Annotated in this window: 7 protein-coding genes; 1 reads left to right on the top strand and 6 read right to left on the bottom strand. The window is 48.6% G+C overall.

The genetic code is table 11. The features are described from left to right. Window positions 1-2 precede the first annotated feature (2 nt). Window positions 3-1,133 (top strand): acyltransferase family protein, encoded by a 1,131-nt coding sequence (locus ACX0G9_RS08460; protein ID WP_459064448.1) that lies wholly within the window; start codon window positions 3-5, stop codon window positions 1,131-1,133. Here the strand turns inward: ACX0G9_RS08460 and ACX0G9_RS08455 are convergent. The 6 genes from ACX0G9_RS08455 to ACX0G9_RS08430 form a co-directional block, all read right to left on the bottom strand. Continuing rightward, complete coding sequence (locus ACX0G9_RS08455; RefSeq protein ID WP_459064447.1) at window positions 1,120-2,322, bottom strand: acyltransferase family protein; 1,203 nt, start codon at window positions 2,320-2,322, stop codon at window positions 1,120-1,122. The genes ACX0G9_RS08460 and ACX0G9_RS08455 overlap by 14 nt on opposite strands. 27 nt (window positions 2,323-2,349) lie before the next feature. Further along, window positions 2,350-3,666 carry a hypothetical protein gene (locus ACX0G9_RS08450; RefSeq protein WP_459064446.1) on the bottom strand — a complete coding sequence of 439 codons (1,317 nt, stop codon included), beginning with the start codon at window positions 3,664-3,666 and terminating at the stop codon, window positions 2,350-2,352. A 119-nt stretch (window positions 3,667-3,785) separates the two neighbouring features. Beyond that, window positions 3,786-4,574 (bottom strand): class I SAM-dependent methyltransferase, encoded by a 789-nt coding sequence (locus tag ACX0G9_RS08445; protein WP_459064445.1) that lies wholly within the window; start codon window positions 4,572-4,574, stop codon window positions 3,786-3,788. Further along, window positions 4,544-5,266, bottom strand: a complete 723-nt coding sequence (locus tag ACX0G9_RS08440) for a glycosyltransferase family 2 protein (protein ID WP_459064444.1) — start codon at window positions 5,264-5,266, stop codon at window positions 4,544-4,546. The genes ACX0G9_RS08445 and ACX0G9_RS08440 overlap by 31 nt, the downstream gene beginning before the upstream one ends. Window positions 5,267-5,431: 165 nt before the next feature. Continuing rightward, on the bottom strand, window positions 5,432-12,235 hold the full coding sequence (locus ACX0G9_RS08435; RefSeq protein WP_459064443.1) for a fibronectin type III domain-containing protein: 6,804 nt from the start codon (window positions 12,233-12,235) through the stop codon (window positions 5,432-5,434). Between the two features lie 492 nt (window positions 12,236-12,727). After that, entirely contained in the window at window positions 12,728-19,540 is a 6,813-nt protein-coding gene (locus ACX0G9_RS08430) for a fibronectin type III domain-containing protein (protein WP_459064442.1), read from the bottom strand. Window positions 19,541-19,957 lie beyond the last annotated feature (417 nt).

The raw sequence follows: 19,957 nt of genomic DNA, 5'->3' as shown, positions 1-19,957 counted from the left end.
TTATGAACGATCTCCAGACCCTGAACGATCAGCATAGCCGGGCTTCCCTTGCGGATTCCCTGAAAAAAGGATTTGCCAGGGCGTTTAATACCGCCATCCTGGAAAAGAACAGGATGGCCTGGGTGGATTATCTCCGGGGGATCGCCATCGTACTGGTCGTATACCGGCATGTGCTTCTCGGTCTGCAAAGAGGTAACATGGTTATTCCCACATCGCTGATCAATGCCAACATGATCTTTTTTAGTTTCCGGATGCCGCTGTTTTTTATCCTGTCCGGGATCTTTATCGGTGGAAGCATCGCCAGACGTCCCCTGAATAAACTCATCTTTACCAAATTTGAAAATCTGCTGTATCCATACCTGATCTGGGCCTTTATCCAGGTCACCCTGCAGATCTGTCTCGCCCGTTTTGCCAATTCCGACAGGACGGTCATGGATTATACGCTGATCCTCTACCAACCACGTGGGTTGGACCAATTCTGGTATTTGCCTGCCCTTTTTAATGCTACCCTGGTATATCTTCTGCTAAAAGTCAAGCTGAAAGTACCGAACTGGGGCCAGTTACTTTTGGGAATCGGCCTGTATTTCCTGGCGCCTTTTTGCACAAAGATCAGCATGATGTCCGATTGGATGGAGTTTTTCGTGTTTTTTGCTTTGGGGGACTGTATATCTGTGATCTTTTTCAAAGCGAAGAGCCAGGCCCTTTTAAATAGCCCGTTAACCCTGCTGGTCATGATCCCTGTATTTACCGTGACCCAGGTCTTTTACCTGGCTGAAGCCGCTACCCTTAAAGGAGTGGGCCAACTTGAATTCCTTGCCATTGCCCTGATCGGCTGTTTTGCCATGTTCGTGCTGGCTTTCCGTCTCCAAACCTGGAATATCCTTCGTTTTCTCCGGGTATTGGGTTTTCATTCCCTTTTTATATATGTCATGCATGTAATGGTGGCCGCCTTTGTCAGATCCCTGCTGATGAAAGTCTTTGGGCTTCATAACCCTGTTATTCTCCTGGCATGCGGGATTTTTGCAGGGGTAACCATTCCCGTTATCTTTTATAATTTACTGATAAAGGACAATGTGTTATGGTTCCTTTTTTATGTCCGCAAACCGCAAAAAAAGGTGATTATATCCGCGTAGCCACCACCGCAAATTTTTGTTTCTTCCGTAGGAACCAGCTTTCATAAAAGGTATAAGAAAGATAGGCGATAGTACAGGTTACGACCAGGTTGGTCAGGGGATAACCGATATCATAGAGAATCCTTGACTCCGGATGGCCGATCGCTTTTTTAAAGAAGATCAGCACGATCTGGCAGACCGAAGTATGGAAAAGATAGATGCCATAGGATATTTTCCCCAGCGTTTTCAGCAGGGGATATTCCAGGTTGTAGATGGAATTTTCGGAAACTGCTGCCAGCAGTACATATCCGTATAGGATATCACAGACATAGTGATGAAAAAAGATCAGGTAGAACGGGTCTGGTTTGATCACTGAAAGACTGAACAGGATGGCCAGGATCGTCATGATCACCTGCAGGGCAGGATGGAACAGACGCCGGAATAATACGGTAAATCTATCCCGGTGATAGTATAATAAGGCCAGGAATAACCCTCCCCCGAATAAATCCAGTTTATCGAAGATCATTTCATAATTCACACTGAGGAAATAGTCGGGACGCACATGGGGCATTAAAGCCGGAAGGATCGCATACAGCATGATCCTGATAAATATACTCACCCCGAACATGACGACCAGCAGGGCAGGCAATCTTTTGCGGAAGGTATTGAGCAACAAAGGCCAGATCACATAGAATTGTTCCTCGATACAGACCGACCAGCTGACCTCGAATATCCCCTGGTTATCCCCTATAAAGGCCAGTTGAAAATTTACGGCGAAGAAAAGAAGGAATAAAAGATTCTGCATCATTAAGGCAAAATCCGTATCGCTTCCCATCCCTAATTTACGGGCGATGAGGGGGGAGAAAAAGGTGATGAACAAACCAAATCCCAGGTATAAAGGCCAGATACGTAATATACGGCGAATGTAAAAATTCCGGTAACTGACCGTGCCCGTTGAATCCTTTTCCACGAGTAACAGATAACTGATCAGAAATCCGCTCAAAATAAAGAACAAACTTACACCCAGCCGACCCATTTGTTCAAGCGCATTATCTACGAAAATAGTACTGTCCGAATAGCCCTTCTTAAAAAATATAGAGTGGTGAATGAGTACCAGGAAAGCGGCAATAAAACGGATTCCATCCAGGTTTTTAAAGTAAACTTTCATCCCTTCCTTTTTATTTTTTTCGGGCCGTATTACAGTTTCCATTTTTTTATTCATTTTGAAACCTGATCCTTATCTGTCATACCGTTGAATAACGCTCAATACGGCCGGGTCGATCCGCAAGGCCGTATCGGATTGCGGTTTTCCATAAAAGAAGGTTTCGTATTCATTCCGGTAAACCCCATTGGCATGGGTCCGGGACATGACTTTCCTGTTCAGGGAAGTATAGGTCATATAACCAATCGAAAGGACACCCAAGGCGGAATACGCGATGAGATAAAGAGTTCCCAGACCTTTGATCACTTTGCCTTTGGAAAAACTGCTTTGAACCAACACGGCCACCACGAAAGGAAATACAGGCACCCAGAACCGCGGATCGTAGAACGGCCAGTTGAACATCAGTATACTGTAAAAGAACAAATAACTTTTTACAATGAAAGGGATCTTATTTTTCCGGATAAACAACAGGTAGGCGAATCCGGCAAAGATCAATATGCCGGATATACGGAAAAATAACGGACCGGACCCGAATGGAAAAAATCCCTGGACCTTCACGATGGAAACATTAAATCCAATTTCCGCCCATTCCGTAAAATGCCAGCCCAACATTACCGGCAGGGTAACCCCTTCCTTGAACTGTTTGTTGAATACACCGGTATAATGATTAAGCCCGAGTTGTTTCGAAAAAACGACGACCCCAATAAAAACCAGGATGATCCCTCCCACTACTATTCTGTTCTTCCGGATCAGGACGATCAATTCTTCACGATACTGCCATAATAGGCCGGTGACCAGGGCAGCCGCCAGCGATATACCTACCGACCTGGTCAGAAAGGCAAGCCCACCCAGGGCAAATGCCGACAGCAGGAGCCAAATATTTTTGTTTTGGGTGTACCTGTAGAACAGATATACGCTGCTCACGGAAAAGAACAGGTATTGCATTTCCGAAAGAGGATGCGTCGCAAATTTTATGGTCGTCCAGTTCAGCAGGACCAATATCAGTAAAAGAAGGGGATTAAGGGTGGGTTTAAAAATCCTTGCCACCAGGTAAACTCCTGCGAATAAATAAACACAATTGATCAGTACGATGCTCCACGATTTTAAAATGCCCAGCTTGGATAAGATCAGCAATAATGCCGTATAACCAAAGGGAAGATAATCCTTTGCCGCTTCGGAATCAGGTGGACAACCCAGTTCGATACAATCTTTTATAGCAAAATACCGGAGCATATCCACATGCAAACGAAGCGGTGTGCCGCAATTCACCAAATATACAGCCACGAGTAACACACTGATCACCTTCATGACACCGGCGCCTTTTTGTCCGGAAAGCCCTCCCGAAGGCAGGGAAGAGCCAGTATAAGGCTGTTTGGTGTATGAGTTCTGCATACTTTTTATATAGGTTACCTGGTTTATTTAGTTGTTCTCTTACTATTGCGGTTGATCCTCTACTGCTCCGGTTGATCCTCTACTGTACCGGATAATCGCTTACTGTACCGGTTAATCCTCTACTGCTCCGGCTTTTCTGCAACCGCTATTACCGATAACCCGGTCAGGTGGGTAGTCAGTTTATCCAGTAGCCTGAAGACAGGAAGAAAAACAGAATAGAGGGACAATTGACCGGAGGTGATGGCCTTTTTTCCGAGCAGGGATCCCGCTATCCACCACCCCAATATTCCCGCGCCATTAAAATACCGGACATCAGTCACCTTCATTCCTTCCTCCCGGAGCAAGCCGGTCAATCCTTTCCGGTTATATCGCCTGAAATGGCCCAATTCCTTATCCAAACCATTATATAATGCCTGAAAAGCCGGAACCAGGATAACAAAGCGGCCACCGGGTTTCAGAAACTTTCTGCAATTCCTGACCGCTAATCCATCGTCGCCGATATGTTCGATCACATTCAGCGCGATGACTGCATCGAATTTACCGATCAGGGAAGGATAATCCTTCTCAGGATCGGCCGATAACAGATCCATCTGATAAACGCCTTCCAGGTTAGCCTTATTATGGAATTGTTGTTTTAAATGCGTGCAATAGCCTGGTCTCAGGTCGCTTAAGGTAATTTGGGCTTCCTGTTCCAGCAACAGCCCGGAGATATTGCCGATCCCGCTTCCAATCTCCAGAACCTTCCCCCGGCAATAAGGAGCGACCAGCTGGAACATCCAACGGTTGAACGCATCTGCATGGGAAAACAGCTCCAGCGTACCCAAACCAACCGGATCATCTGTCTGCTGAAGGGAATTCGGATCGTGAATTTTTTGTACTATTTGAATAAATTGTACTTTATGATACAATAAATAGCACGGAAACCATCTTTCCAGCCTATTTTTTTACCCTCTTCATAGGTACGGCCATAGTAAGAGATACCTACTTCATAGATACGGATGGCCGGAACACGGGCGATCTTGGCCGTAACCTCCGGCTCGAATCCAAAACGTTTTTCTTTAAGTACTATCTTCTGTATGATGGGAGTCCGGAAGAGTTTGTAACAGGTTTCCATATCGGTCAGGTTCAGATTGGTAAACATGTTATTTAACATGGTCAGGAACTTATTGCCGATGGAGTGCCAATAAAATAAAATGCGGTGGGAATTGCCCCCGAGAAAACGGGACCCATAAACGACATCCGCAAAACCCCGTATAACAGGCTTTAGCAGCAAGTTAAATTCTTCGGGATCATATTCCAGATCCGCATCCTGGATGATCAGGTATTCCCCTGTCGCTTTTTGTATGCCGGTATGGATGGCTGCTCCTTTTCCTTTGTTGACTTCATGTTTGAAATACTGAATGTCCGCCTCAGCATGACCCTGGATATAGGTCTGCAGGATCTTTTCGGTTTCGTCTGTGGAACAGTCATTTACGAGGATTAGTTCTTTTTTGATCCCGTTCAGGAGTTCGACTTCCAGGACACGATCCAATATCAGGTGGATGGTTCTTGCTTCATTATAGGCCGGAATGATAATCGAAAGCTTAGAAATATTTTCCATTTTCTGGTTTAACAGGGTTCAATTAAGGTCCTAAAATACAATTTAATGGTTGAAAGTGCAACAGTTACACCAAAAAGAGGGTTGTTCCCCGCTCTCCAGGAAAAGGGCCGGCCAACCGGCCAGCCCTTTTTATTCGTTATGAAATGCAGGTTTCCCTCTTCAGCCTTATTTCCTGAGGACTTCCAACGTTTTACGGTCATTCCGGTTGACATAAGTCACGGTTACATAATACACCCCGGAAGGAATCGCTCCGGCAGTCTGAATCCGGAGCTGGTTATTGCCCTGGTACAAACCTTCGAATCGTTTCAGGAAAATTTGTTTTCCGGTGACATCAGTGACCGAGACCAGCACATTATCGTTAGCCAAGGCAGGTACCGACAAGGTAAAGTCCTGATCGTATGGATTCGGATAGGCTGTCAGCGGTCGGAGGGCGTCCAGTACACTGTTGCCCGAGGTCTGCTGCGCAAATTGGTTGCCGATCGCCCTGAGCGCTCCCGGTGTATTGACAGATGGAGCCGGAGAGATCGTATTCACGGAAGGATCGTATGCTTTAACGATCATAACACCCAGCAGGCCGAAGGTAGCCGTCGGATACCCGGTAAAGCTGATCCTGATCTGACCGTTCTGATCCGGAACCAGGCCGAAGATCGTCAGGGTCCCGGTTTTGTTATTCAGTGAATTCAGCAGATAGGTTTTGCCATTCACCATATACACCGTACTGTTCTCACCCGGATAATTGGTAAGACTGGCAAACATCGTGATATCGTATTTACGTACCAGGTTCAAGCCGTTCAACACGACATAGGTCGTATCACCGGGGAACATTCCGAATCCTTCCGCCATTACCTTATCGGGGAAGATGCCGGTATTATTGCCGGTGTTGACTCCCGGGCTGACCATTCCGTCCACTTTCACCGGCTGAACCATTCCGATATTGGTCGGAACACCTGTCTCATCGTTGAAGTTGTTCCAGGTGGCCCCTAATCCATAAACCCAGTTCAGGTTATTCCATGGATTGCCCGCCGCGTTGGCGCTGCTGCAGAAGTTGACGAACACCGAAGTGGCATAGGTGTATCCTCTGACAGGATTGCTATAGGTAGAATAATTCGTTCCGTTCACCGCACGGACGGTATAGTTAAAACTCGTATTGGCAGGAAGTCCCGCATCTGCATACGTGGTACTGTTTGCAGGGAGACTTGCCAGCAGGGAATAGGCGCCGCCATCATTTGCACGCCATACTTCATAACCGGTTTCATTGGATGCCCGGTCCTGCCATTGCAGGGCAACCGTGCCGGAGGCGGTATAATCCACCGTCCGCAGATCGGCAGGACTCAGGGTCGTAACCGAAGCGGGAGTGTAAGCCTCGATGACCAGTGCGCTAAGAATTCCGAATGCGGCGCTGGCATTCTTCGCGCAGCTGATGATGACCTGTCCGCTGGCATCGGAACTGATGCCGTTGATCTGAACCGTTTTGTTAGAATTATAGGATCCATCCAGGGAGAGTGTCGTTCCGTTGACCGTAAAATTGGTCAGCGAACTGGAGCTGGTCCCGTCACTGTTATAGAATACGAAATTGTATTTTTTGGCAGTACTCAGGCCATTTACCGTGATCCGGTGTGCATTGGAATTGGTCGTATAGAGCGCAGTACGTTCCACTGTTTCCGGATATACTTCGGAACCGTTCCTTCTGCGCATACCCGTTACCGCTAATCCATCCCATGCATCCGTCAGGGTTACGGAGATGCCCGTAGCCGTATTCCCGTCGTCCTTCAGACCCGTAATGGAGGTACCAGCATTCGGCAGATAATTGATCGCCAGGTTATTCCAGGGAGCCGGTGTCAGGTTATCGTTATTGGTCATATTGACATAGGTATAGGATATATTGGCATCCACTACATACAGGTTGAAACTTGCCGAACGGCTGGAGTCACTGTTGTCGGTAGCTTTTACTGTAAGACCCGTAAAGGTGCCCTGCAGACCGGCAGCCGGCTGGATGGTGATCGTACCCGTTCCGTTTCCGTTATCCACGAAGCTGGCAAAGGAAGGCAGGTTGGAGGCCGTTAAACGGACATGATCTGTCGGATCATCGGTAGTCGTTACGGTTACCGTCGTGCTTTGATTATTTTTCAGCAATACATCGGCAATCGGCGCAATCTGCGGGATCCTGTCGGTAGTCGTAACCGAAGCCGTATCGCTGTAGGTGGAATTGCCATGAGTATTGATCGCCCTGACCGTATAGGAATAAGGGGTGGTTCCGGAGATGGCGCTGTCCAGAAAGGCGGCCGTACCGGGATCTGCCGTTTTGAGCAGACTGAAGGTTACCCCTGCATTCAGGGAACGATAGATCTCATAACCGGTCTCGTTGTAAGCCGCATTCTGCCAATTCAGCTGAACGCCTTTGCCGGGAACGTTTTGTGCGGTGAGCAGGGTTGGAGGTGCTGGAGCAGTACCGTCATCATAGACAGAGGTGACCACCAGGGCATTCAGGTATCCGATCGGTGTACCCGTCGCCTTTTTCATATTTACCGTGATGGCGCCTGCTGCCGTTGGTGAAAGATTATTGAACGATACCGTGTTTTTGGTATTGTTCTGCACATATAACGACAACGATTGGGCTCCCACCGTATAAATGGTTGTCCCGTTATCCGCAGCCCCGTTAAATACGCTGCTGGCAAAAAGGGTAAGATTATATTTTCCGGAAGGATTGAGACCTGTTACGGAAACAGCTGCAGTCTCCGGTCCACCGTAGTAACCGAAATACCAGAAATCATTCAGTACAGCATCCGGATAGACCCCTGAGTTATTACCCGTGGTCGGACCGCCATTAAATGGCATCCACCAGGATTGCAGGAAGTTGATGCCTACCGATGTCACCTTGCCATTCTGATCAAGCAGGTTCGGCGTGGTAATACCTGTCATATTATTCCAGGGTGCACCCAACGTATTGGCATATTTTACCCTGGCATAGATCTTGGTGCTCGGATCTTTATCCTGGATGATCAGGTTAAAGGTGCGGGTAATGGAATCTCCCTGCCCGTCATTGACCTTCACACTCACGGTATAGGTACCTGCCGCGGCATAGGTGGGTTGCAGGACCAAAGTAGCAAATCCATTAGCCCCGTTCACCAGGGTGAATTTATTTGGAAGGTTGCCTACCGACCAGGTTAGCGTGGCTCCTGTGGTGGAATCCGTTGCGCTGAGGGCGATCCGTACGCTGTCCCCTTCTTTGATAGTCGTATCGGATATCTTATTGATCACCGGCGTATAATTGCCGTTGACAGTCAGGTTGAAGATGGTTGAGTCGGCGCCGCCATTCGGGTTCGCCGCCAATATCTTTATACCGTTATATACGCCCTGATCCGTAGTATCGGGGTGTAGGGTCAGTACTCCCTTGCCATTCCCGTTATCGGTAAAATTAGCAAAGGCCGGCAGGTTGGGAGCCGAAAGCGTTAACGATGCCGGACTGGTCGAGGTCGCATTGACGGCAACCACCGTAGTCGCTCCATACCTGATATTGCGGCTGGGCAATTGGGTGATGACCGGTGCGATATCTTTTGCTTTGGCATAAACAATGGGAGAATAACCGGTATTGCCGCCAACCCAAACTGCATTTATCCGGTAATAATAGGTCTGATTGGAATAAAGACCGGTATCGGAATAATTAGTGACGGTGGAAGGCACATTGCTGAGCAGCAGGAACCGGGCACTGTCTCCAATTGAACGGTAGATATTATAGCCGGTGATGCCGGTTGCGGAATCCGCCCAGCTAAGAGCAATGACGGATGAAGAAACAGCCGTTGCCAGCGGATTATAAGGAGCGACGGGTGCAGCAGGCAAACCAAAAGTGGTTGCCATCGAGTTCTTGATGATAAAGGCAGAATCCGGAATGGCCGTTTTGCCGATCCCAGGTCCCTGGTAACTCGTGGTGAGATAATAACCGCCGCCTAACTGGAAGAAGGTTACGAAGTAAGGATAACTGCCCTGGGTAAGATAGACAGTTCCCGATCTTTCCGTCGGTCCCTGCAGGAAATCGTTCATAACGACCAGGTGTGCGCTGTCAAATCCGCCGACGTACAAGTTGCTTCCATCATCGGAAGAAGTATAGAAAGTATAATTGCCGGTTGTGGGAATATTTATATAACCCTGATATTTAAATGCATAATTGGTTGTCGTCGGGCTCGGAGCCAATGAAATATTCGGCAGGTTCCCTGTCGAAAACGGCGCCAGCGAATTAAAAGGAGGAAGATTATTCCATGCCCCCTGGTAATAAGAATAGGTCAGACCGCCAAGAGAAGCCGGATCATAACCGGAAGCACCATATTGATTGATGGCCTGTATCTTATAAAAATAGGTGGACGCAGCCTGTACCGTTGAATCGGTAAAACTGGTTTTATTGGCGCCTGTGGTCGTTACAATGGTATAAGGTCCGCCGCTGCCTGTGGAACGGTAGATCTCGAAACCGCTCTCGTTATTGCTATTGTCTGTCCAGACAAGGTTGATCTTATTATACGATGTTGCCGTAGCCTTGATTGCCGATGGAAATGCAGGGGCCACTCCGGCAGAAACAATCTGATCTACAAATACACTGTCCGGGATCGCGTTGAAATTACCTCCGGTCTGCGGTGTATTCCAGGACACGCCCATTACTGCACCCCCACCTTGTTGATAGAAGGCAATAGCAATTGGGTATGTTCCCGCCGTTAAGGAGAGTGCTGCAGAATTAACGTTATTGGTACCATGCAGACCGTCGTTGTTGACAGTTGGGGTCCCTGAAAAACTATATGGAGAAGTAGTCTGGTTCAGCCCCCCGATCCAAAGCCTGCTGCCATCATCCGAACTGGTCTGTAAAGTATAGGTTCCCGTGACAGGGATGCGGATATAACCCTGCCAGAGATAGGCATAGTTCGAGGCCTGGGTGGAAGAAGAAAGGGAGACATTCGGCATGAATCCCAAGCTCACCGGCGTCAATGATCCGAAGTCCTGCAACGCATTCCAGGTCCCGGTGAACGTATAATATTTATAGTTCAGCCCGATCTGTCGCGCCTGACCGCTGACCTGGTTGCTCATGGGCGAAAGGTTCTTCGCCAGGTCAGTAGCCTGTATGGTAAAAATATAATTCTGACCGGTTTGCAGATTATTGACGGTGAAGAAAGTTTGGGTGGTGGAATAGGTCTTAACGCCGTTTATATAAACGAAGTACTGAGTCACGCCGATATTATCCGTGGAAGCCGTCCAGCTGAGGGATATCGAGGTCTTGGTCGATCCGGTCAGGGTCAGGCTGCCCGGTACTGTTGGAGCCTGGGCATCGGCAGTAGTCGTACCGGAAGCCTGGCCGGAAATGGCGGAAGCACCGGTATTATCGACGGCACGGATGACATAATAATATTTTGTGTTCGTTTGCAGACCGGTGATGACCTGGGTGGTAATATCCGCTCCGGTGATAGCCGCTATGGTATACGGACCCCCGGGCTGGGTGGCCTGATAGATCTCGAAATTCGTTTCATTATTGGTCGGAGAAGGGTTCTGACTCCAGTCCAGTTCCAGGGAGGTCTGGGAAAGTGTGGTCACCGTAAGACCCGAAGCTGGGTCCGGTTTATTGGGGCCAGCAGAATCGATCACCGTAAAAGGCGCCGAGAAACTGCTGGAACAACCGTACTGTTCGGTCACTTTAACGATATAATTACCGGGTGCGGTCACCTTAAGGGTGCTGTCCTTACTGCGGGTAGTAGTATCTCCCGTTTTCTGCCAGACATAGGATACATAACCGGAAGGCACCTTCAGGGTTACTCCTTTATTATCCAGTGCAGGAATGACTTTGCTCATCAGACCGGACACGGTGATCGGTGGAGTTACGGTAGGCGCTTTTATACTGATGACAACCGGGGTACGGGACCATTCGGACCAAACTCCGCCGCGTTGAATACGGCAATCATAGGTCCCGGTCTGGGTGGCCGTGATCGTATTGGTGGTGGAAGAAAGCAACACACCGTCCTTTCTCCACTGGTAGGCACTTAACCCTGTAGCAACGCCAATGGTAACATTGATGGGATCACCGGGACAAAATTGGGTCCTTCCGAACAATGTCCAGGGATTGGACATATAGGCACGTACGCAGAACGGGAAAAAATCCGGATCTGCCCAGGCTGTGGTCCAGGTACCATGCCCCAGTTGGGGATATAATGTATATTTCAGGTTTCCTCCTGCCTTGGCAAAACCATTGACAACCTGTTGGGCAGTATTGGGATCGGGACCCGTGTCCAGACCTCCCTGAAAATCCCAGATCGGGGTAAATTTTATATTTTTCATATTGGCCGCCGTCGAGTCACCTAAGGTGATCCCGGACATAGGCAGGGCAGCCGCCGTGTACTGGGGATAAGATTCCATCATGCCCCAGCTCGCGTAGCCGCCTGCGGAAAGACCATTGTTGATTATGCGGAAGGGATCCAGTTTGTTGTTGGTGACCATGTAGTTCGCTACCTGTATGGCCAGATCGAAGTTTGGACCGCTCCAGCCAGTACCGGGAGTTTGGAATACCAGTACATAACCGTCAAAAGCTCCGTTGTCCACTGCACCCTGGAACACCGGACCTCCATTGGCCAGCGAAAATTCATTATCCGTTGAAGGACCTCTTTCTCCTGCCCCATGCCAGAAGATAAGCATCGGGTATTTTTTCCCGTCATTGGCCGCAGGGTCATAACTTTTGGGGAATTTAAGCCTGAATGGGATGGTATGCAGGATATATGCCTTCCATGAATCTGTGTTCCAGCTTAATCTGACAGTCCTGATCCATTTGCTGATCGTATTGAGATCAGGGGCGTTAGGATTGGTAGCGCTTCCTGCCGGTGCAGAAGGGTTGTAGGTTATGACCGGGTCACTGGGATTTAATACGCTCTGCCCGTTTAAGGACGAGGTAAGGAAAAGGGTAAGGGCCAGTAAATAAAGAGGGATTCTCAGGGTAAAATTACGCATAGTTTCAAACTTAAGATAGGGAGTAAACGTTTTTTATATATCAAAAAAAGTATTGATCATTCACGAATGGAATCACGAGAGGAAATTGGAAGACAGAAGGAAAAATGGAATTCACAGAAAGGATGGAATTGGCCCCGCACAGAGGGTTTAAATGGCTTCGCACAGAAGGATGGAAATGGGTTTCAAACAGGATGAAAACAGCCTTATAGGTCCAGGCAATAGCACATACCTCAAAGGAAATTAGATAAAATATAGATAAAGCTACTGCAAGTTAGCCTTTTTTTTGCATATTAACTGCCGTTTAACATTAAATGATTCCGTCCAGAAAGGCGCTGAGCCTTAAAAGAGTAATAAAATCCCCAAACACCAGTATTTTTTTTGCACTTCGTAGCCTCGCGCAAAGGTCAGCGCAGGGAAGTTTCTGAAAATTTAACTTCCCTGCTCTCCACCTCTAATGATTCCATTTTATTATTATCATTTATTATCTATCGTTTACTTCCTCATAACCTTCAGGGTTTGCCTGTCGTTCCTGTTGAGACAGGTTACCGTAACAAAATAGATCCCAGCAAAAACCGGGTTTTCCGGCTGAATCCGGAGTTGGTTATTACCCTGATACAGCCCTTCAAACCGTTTCTGATAGATCGGTCTCCCGCTAATATCCGTTATCGTTACCAGGATATCGTCACCAGTCAATGAAGGTACTGATAAGGTAAAGTCCTGATCGAACGGATTCGGATAAGCCGTCAGTGGCCTCAGACCATTCAGGATCCTATTGTTCATACTATCCTGAGGGGGCGTCGCAAACCGGTTACCGGTCGCAAGGATAGCACCCTGCGTAAATACAGTCGGAGCCGGGGAGATCGCACCGGCAGAGGGATTATAGCCCTTAACGATCATGGCACCCAGCAGGCCGAAGGTTGCTGTCGGATAGCCTGTAAAGCTGATCCTGATCTCCCCATTCTGATCCGGATCCAGACCAAAGATCGTAAGCGTCCCACTTTTGTTATTTAGAGAGTTCAGCAAACAGGTCTGGCCATTCACCATATACACCGAGGTGTTCTCCCCCGGATAATTGGTCAGGCTGGCAAAAACCGTGATATCGTATTTCCTGGTAAGATTTAATCCGTTCAATATCACATAGGTTGTATCGCCGGGGAACATACCAAATCCTTCGGCCATCACCTTATCAGGGAAGATACCGGAGTTATTACCCGTATTGACACCCGGACTCACCATTCCATCCACTTTCACCGGCTGCACCATGCCAATATTGGTAGGAACGCCTGCCTCATCCTTGAAATTATTCCAGGTAGAACCTAACCCATAGATCCAGTTCAGGTTATTCCAGGGGGAGCCTGCCGCATTTGCACTGCTGCAAAAATTGATAAATACGGTTGAAGCATACGTATATCCTCTGATCGGGTTGCTATAACCTGAGGGATTCGATCCATTCACCGCCCGTACTGCATAATTATAAATTGTATTGGCCGGAAGATTAACATCAACATAGGTAGTGCTGTTCGCCGGAAGGCTTGCCCGTAGCGAGTAGGTCCCTCCATCGTTTGCACGCCATACCTCATAACCGGTCTCGTTGGACGCCCGGTCCTGCCACTGGAGGGATACCGTATTGGAAGCCGTGTAATCCAATACCCGCAGATCTGCGGGGCTCAGCGTTGTTACAGAAGCCGGTGTATACGCTTCAATGACCAGGGCGCTCAGCATGCCATAAGCAGCAGCAGCATCCTTTAAACAGATGATTACCACCGTTCCGCTGGCATCGGGGCTGATTCCGTTGATCTGAGCAGTCTTATTGGAATTATACGATCCGTTGAGTCCGATAGTCTGCCCGTTGACCGTGAAATTGGTCAGCGAACTGGAACTGGTCCCATCACTGTTATAGAAAAGGAAGTTGTATTTTTTGGAAACATTCAATCCTGTCACCGTGATCCGGTGCGCGTTCGAATTGGTGGTAAACAATGCGGTCCTTTCCACTGATTCCGGATACACCTCTGTGCCGTTGCGGCGGCGCATGCCCGTTATCGCTAATCCATCCCACGAATCCGTCAGGGTGACAGATACACCGGTTGCCGTATTGCCATCGTCTTTCAACCCGCTGAGGAATGTCCCGGCATTCGGAAGGAAAGGGATCGCCATATTGTTCCAGGGCGCCGGAGACATGTTATCGCCATTGGTGAAATTGACATAGGTAGCTGAGAGGTTCGCATCGACCACATACAGGTTGAAACTGGCAGACCGGCTGGAATCGCTGTTGTCTGTTGCCTTGATCGTAAGTCCGGGGAAAGTGCCGAGTAATCCCGCCGCCGGCTGGATCGTCACTGTACCTGTTCCATTGCCATTATCCACGAAACTGGCGAAAGAAGGAAGGTTGGAAGCCGTCAGACGGACATGGTCGGTAGGATCGTCCGTGGTCGTTACCGTCACCGTGGTGCTTTGATTATTCTTGAGTAATACATCGGCGATCGCACCGATCTGAGGAATACGATCGGTGGTCTTTACAGTTGCCGTATCTGTATAGGAAGAAACTCCATGATTATTGACCGCCCTTACTGTATAGAAGTATTGGGTTGTTCCTGAGATGGCGCTATCAAGGAAAGCGGCCGTACCCGGATCCGCAGTTTTGATCAGGCTAAAGGTTCCCGCACTGCTCGTTGAACGATACACTTCATATCCCGTCTCATTATAAGCCGCATCCTGCCAGTTCAGCTGAACGCCTTTACCCGGAACATTTTGGGCGGTCAATGCCGTTGGATTTGCCGGTGCCGTGCCGTCATCATAAACGGAAGTGATCACCAGGGCATTCAGGTAACCGATCGGGGTCCCCGGCGCTTTTTGCATATTCACGGTGATCGCACCGGCTGTCGTGGGTGAAAGGTTATTAATCGATACGGTGTTCCTGGTATTGTTCTGCACATATAGGGATACCGATTGGATTCCTACCGTATATATGGTCGTCCCGTTATCAGCAGCCCCGTTAAATACGCTGCTGGCAAAAAAAGTAAGGTTGTATTTTCCTGCCGGGTTGAGGCCGGTAACCGAAAACGCAGCCGTCTCCGGTCCACCGTAATAACCGAAGTACCAGAAATCATTCAGGACCGCATCCGGGTAAACGCCGGAATTATTTCCCGTTGTTGGTCCCGCATTGAAAGGCATCCACCAGGACTGGAGAAAATTGATACCTACGGTGGTTACCTTACCACTCTGATCCAGTAGATTCGGCGTTGTGATCCCTGTCATATTATTCCAGGGCGCTCCGATCGTATTGGCATATTTTACCCGCGCATAGATCTTTGTGCTGGGATCCTTATCGAGAATTGTCAGGTTAAAACTGCGGGTCGTGGAATCACCTTGTCCGTCATTGACATTTACCTTCACGGCATACGTACCAGCGGCCGCAAAACCGGGCTGCAGGACTAAAGTAGCAAACCCGTTCGCACCATTAACCAAAGTAAATTTATTCGGAAGACTTCCTACCGACCAGGTCAAAATAGCTCCGGCAGTTGAATCAGTTGCACTGAGGGCAATACGGACACTATCGCCTTCACTGATGGTCGTATCGGATACCGGGTTGATCACCGGCGTATAATTTCCATTGACCGTCAGGTTGAAAAGGGTTGAATCGGCCCCTCCGTTAGGATTGGAAGCTTTTACTTTAATGCTGTTGTAGACGCCTTGATCCGTGATGGCAGGATTAAAAGTCAACGTTCCCTTTCCATTGCCGTTATCTGCAAAACTTGCAAAAGCAGGCAGGTTGGCAGCCGAGAGGGTAAGAGATGCGGGATTGGTAGAAGTGGCACTTACCGCAACAGCGGTGATCGTACCATATCGGATATTTCGGCCAGGCAATTGGGTTATCACAGGTGGGATATCTTTCGCTTTCGCAAAGACAACCGGAGAATAACCTGTATTGCCACCAATCCATGTAGCATTTATCTTATAATAATAAACCTGATTAGAATAAAGTCCTGTATCGGAATAATTAGTGACCGAAAAAGGCAAACTACCCAACAGGAGGAAACGGGAACTATCGCCGATCGAACGATAGACATTGTAACCCGTTACCCCTGATGCCGTATCCGCCCAGTTAAGCATGATCACAGACGAAGAAACAGCCAAAGCCACCGGATTATAGGGTGCGCGGGGCGCAGCCGGTAAGGCAAAAGTCGTAGCCATTGAATTCTGGTTGATTAATGCCGAATCCGGAATCGCCTTTTTACCGAAGGTTGGCCCCTGGTAACTGGTGGTGAGGGAATAGCCGCCTCCCGACTGGAAGTAAGTAACAAAATAAGCATAGGTTCCTTTCGTTAAGTTAACTGTTCCGGACCTTTCCGTCGGGCCTTGCAGGAAATCATTTCCCACCACCAGGTGGGCACTATCGAATCCGCCTACATACAGATTACTGCCATCATCGGAAGTAGTATAAAAGGTATAGTTGCCGGTCGCCGGAATACTGATCGAACCCTGGAATTTAAAAGCAAAATTGGTTGTAGTCGGACTTGGGGAAAGGGACACATTATTCAGGGTTCCGGTCGATACCGGAGTCATCGTATTAAATGCAGGGAGTTTGCTCCAGCTACCCTGATAATAAGCATAAGTTAATCTGCCTATAGAAGCAGGGTCATACCCTGACGCTCCATATTGATTAATGGCCTGCACCTTATAAGCATAGGTTGTGGAAGGTTGTACCGTTGCATCGGTGAACCCGGTCGCATTCGGGCCGGTCGTGGTTATGATGGTGTAGGGCCCCGCTCCGGTGGTGGAGCGATATATCTCGAAACCAGTTTCGTTATTGCTGTTATCGATCCAGGACAGGTTGATCTTATTATAAGCAATTGCTGTGGCTTTAATAGCTGCAGGAAAGGCAGGAGCCACTCCGGCAGGCGTGACCTGATCCTGGAACACACTATCGGGGATAGGCACAAAATTACCGGCCGTCTGCGGGGATTTCCATCCTACTGACATCGCTGCGCCGCCACCCTGCTGGTAAAAAGCGATTGCAATCGGGTAGGTCCCTGCCGTTAAGGGAATGGCTGCTGAACTTACGGTAGTAGTTCCGTGCAGACCGTCATTGTTCACAGTCGCCGTCCCGGAATAACTGTACGGAGAAGCCGCTTGGTTCAATCCTCCCAGCCATAGCTTGCTGCCATCATCAGAACTTGTCTGGAAGGTATAGGTTCCTGTGACGGGTATACGAATATAGCCCTGCCAGAGATAGGCAAAATTGTTAGTCTGGGTAGCCGATGCAATAGATACATTCGGCATCACTCCGGAAAGCAGCGGGGTCAGCGTACCGAAGTTTGCCAGGCTATTCCAGGTATTCGTAAAGGTGTAATAGTTATAGTTCAACCCGATCAGATGCGCCTGACCGCTGACCTGGTTGCTCAAGGGAGAAAGGTTCATCGCCAGATCCGCAGCCTGTACAGTAAATATATAGTTCTGCCCCGGCTGCAGGTTATTGACGGTGAAAGAGGTTTGGGTCGTGGAATAAGACTTGACCCCGTTAACAAAAATATAGTATTGGGTTACCCCGATATTATCCGTGGAAGCTGTCCAGTTGAAAGATATAGACGTTTTTGTAGATCCCCCCAGGGTCAGGTTACCCGGTACTGTTGGAGGCTGGGTATCGGCAATTGTCGTTCCGGAAGCCTGGTTCGAGATCCCGGAAGCACCCGTATTATTAACCGCCCGGATCACGTAATAATATTTCGTATTTGTTCGCAGGGCACTGATGACCTTAGTGGTCACATCCGCGCCGGTAATGGCTGCCAGGGTATAAGGGCCACCCGGCTGAATAGCCTGGTAGATCTCAAAGTTGGTTTCATTATAAATTGGCGAAGGATTCTGGCTCCAGTCCAGTTCCAGGGAGGTAAGAGAGAGTGTCGTTACTATCAGTCCGGAAGCAGGATCCGGCTTATTAGGCCCGGCCGAATCGATCACTGTAAAGGGCGCGGAGAAACTGCTGGAACAACCAAATTGCTCCGTAACCTTGACGATATAGTTCCCGGGCACGGTAACTTTCAGCGTGCTGTCCGTACTGATGGTAGTCGTATTCCCCACTTTCTGCCAGATATAGGAGGCATAACCGGAAGGTACTTTCAGCGTTACACTTTTATTATCCAGAGAAGGAATGACCTTACTCATAAGGCCGGATACCGTGATCGGGGGTGTTACGGTGGGCACCTTGATGCTGATAATTACGGGAATGCGGGACCAATCTGACCAGACACCATTCCGTTGAACCTGGCAATCGTACGTTCCCGTAGCAGTAGCCGTGATCGTGTTGGTCGTGGAAGAAAGCAGCACGCCATCCTTTCTCCATTGGTAAGCATCCAGCCGCGGGGCCACCCCGATCGTCACATTGATCGGGTCCCCGGGACAAAATTGGGTTCGCCCGAACAGGGTCCAGGGGTTGGCCATATAGGCCCTGGTACAGAATGGAAAGAAATCAGGCTCGGCCCAGGCCGTTGTCCAGGTACCATGACCTAATTTTGGATATAAAGTATACCGCAGATTTCCACCAACCTTAGCAAACCCGTTTACGACCTCCTGGGCCGTATTGGGATCTGGACCTGTATCCAGCCCTCCCTGAAAATCCCAGATCGGGGTGAATTTTGTCAAAAGAAGATTCGCCGCCAATGAATCGCCTAAGGTAATTCCAGACATGGGAAGAGAGGCCGCCGTGTAGTTGGGATAATCTTCCAGCATGCCCCAACTGGCGTACCCACCGGCGGAAAGACCGTTGGTGATGATCCGGAACGGGTCCAATTTATTATTTGTGATCATGTAATTCGCAACCTGAACGGCCAGATCGAAATTGGGTCCGCTCCAGCCATTGCCGGGAGTCTGGAAGACCAGCACATATCCGTCAAAGGTCCCGTTATCGACTGCGCTTTGGAAAACCGGCCCTCCATTAGCTAATGAAAATTCATTATCCGTAGCAGGGCCCTTCTCTCCTGCCCCATGCCAGAAGATCAGCATCGGATATTTTTTCCCGTCGTTGGCCGTAGGGTCATAACTTCTGGGAAATTTAAGCCGGAAAGGTATCGTATGCAGGATATAGGCCTTCCATTCCTTGGTATTCCAGCTTAGGCGGACCGTCCGGATCCATTTGCCGATCGTACTTGGATCCGGCATATTCGGATTGGAAAGACTGCCGGCGGGGGCATTTGGATTGTAAGTTACTACCGAGTCATTGGGATTCAATACACTTTGCCCGTGGAGGGAAAGGGTAAAGGAAAGTACAGTGGCCAGTAAAAAAAGAGTAGGAGTTTGGGTAAATTTTTTCATAGCTGCAAGCTTAAGATTTGGAGAAATCGTTTATTATTTAAAAAGGGTAGCCTGGCATAAATTCGGAATGCCGACTTGCAGTTAAGCCCCGAAGAGGATCCGCATTTTTTACGGATGGACCAAGGCCGAATTGAAATCGGCTCAGGAGATTGGATGAAGCAGGAGATTGGATGAAGCAGGAGATTGGATGAAGCAGGAGATTGGATGTAGAAGGAAATTGGAAAATAATAAGAAGAAATTGACATCACGGAAAATTGGATGCGGCTTTACATAGAAGAAGGGTCACATTCTGATCGGGGCCAGGAAATGGCAGATTCTTCGAAGAAATTTAATATAAAAAAGAACAGTTCTTGTAAGTTAACGATTTTTTTATATATACCCCGTTTTTACTATAAGGCGTGGACAAAAAAAGGGCCG

Source organism: Flavitalea flava, from assembly GCF_054461575.1.
The sequence above is the reverse complement of the archived record's forward strand: the minus strand, read 5'-3'. Positions and strand labels throughout refer to the sequence as shown.

Excerpts from the sequence above, each read along its gene's own strand:
- ACX0G9_RS08435 (WP_459064443.1), bottom strand. The coding sequence starts at position 12,235 with ATGCGTAATTTTACCCTGAGAATCCCTCTTTATTTACTGGCCCTTACC.
- ACX0G9_RS08460 (WP_459064448.1), top strand. The coding sequence starts at position 3 with ATGAACGATCTCCAGACCCTGAACGATCAGCATAGCCGGGCTTCCCTT.
- ACX0G9_RS08440 (WP_459064444.1), bottom strand. The coding sequence starts at position 5,266 with ATGGAAAATATTTCTAAGCTTTCGATTATCATTCCGGCCTATAATGAA.
- ACX0G9_RS08455 (WP_459064447.1), bottom strand. The coding sequence starts at position 2,322 with ATGGAAACTGTAATACGGCCCGAAAAAAATAAAAAGGAAGGGATGAAA.
- ACX0G9_RS08430 (WP_459064442.1), bottom strand. The coding sequence starts at position 19,540 with ATGAAAAAATTTACCCAAACTCCTACTCTTTTTTTACTGGCCACTGTA.
- ACX0G9_RS08450 (WP_459064446.1), bottom strand. The coding sequence starts at position 3,666 with ATGCAGAACTCATACACCAAACAGCCTTATACTGGCTCTTCCCTGCCT.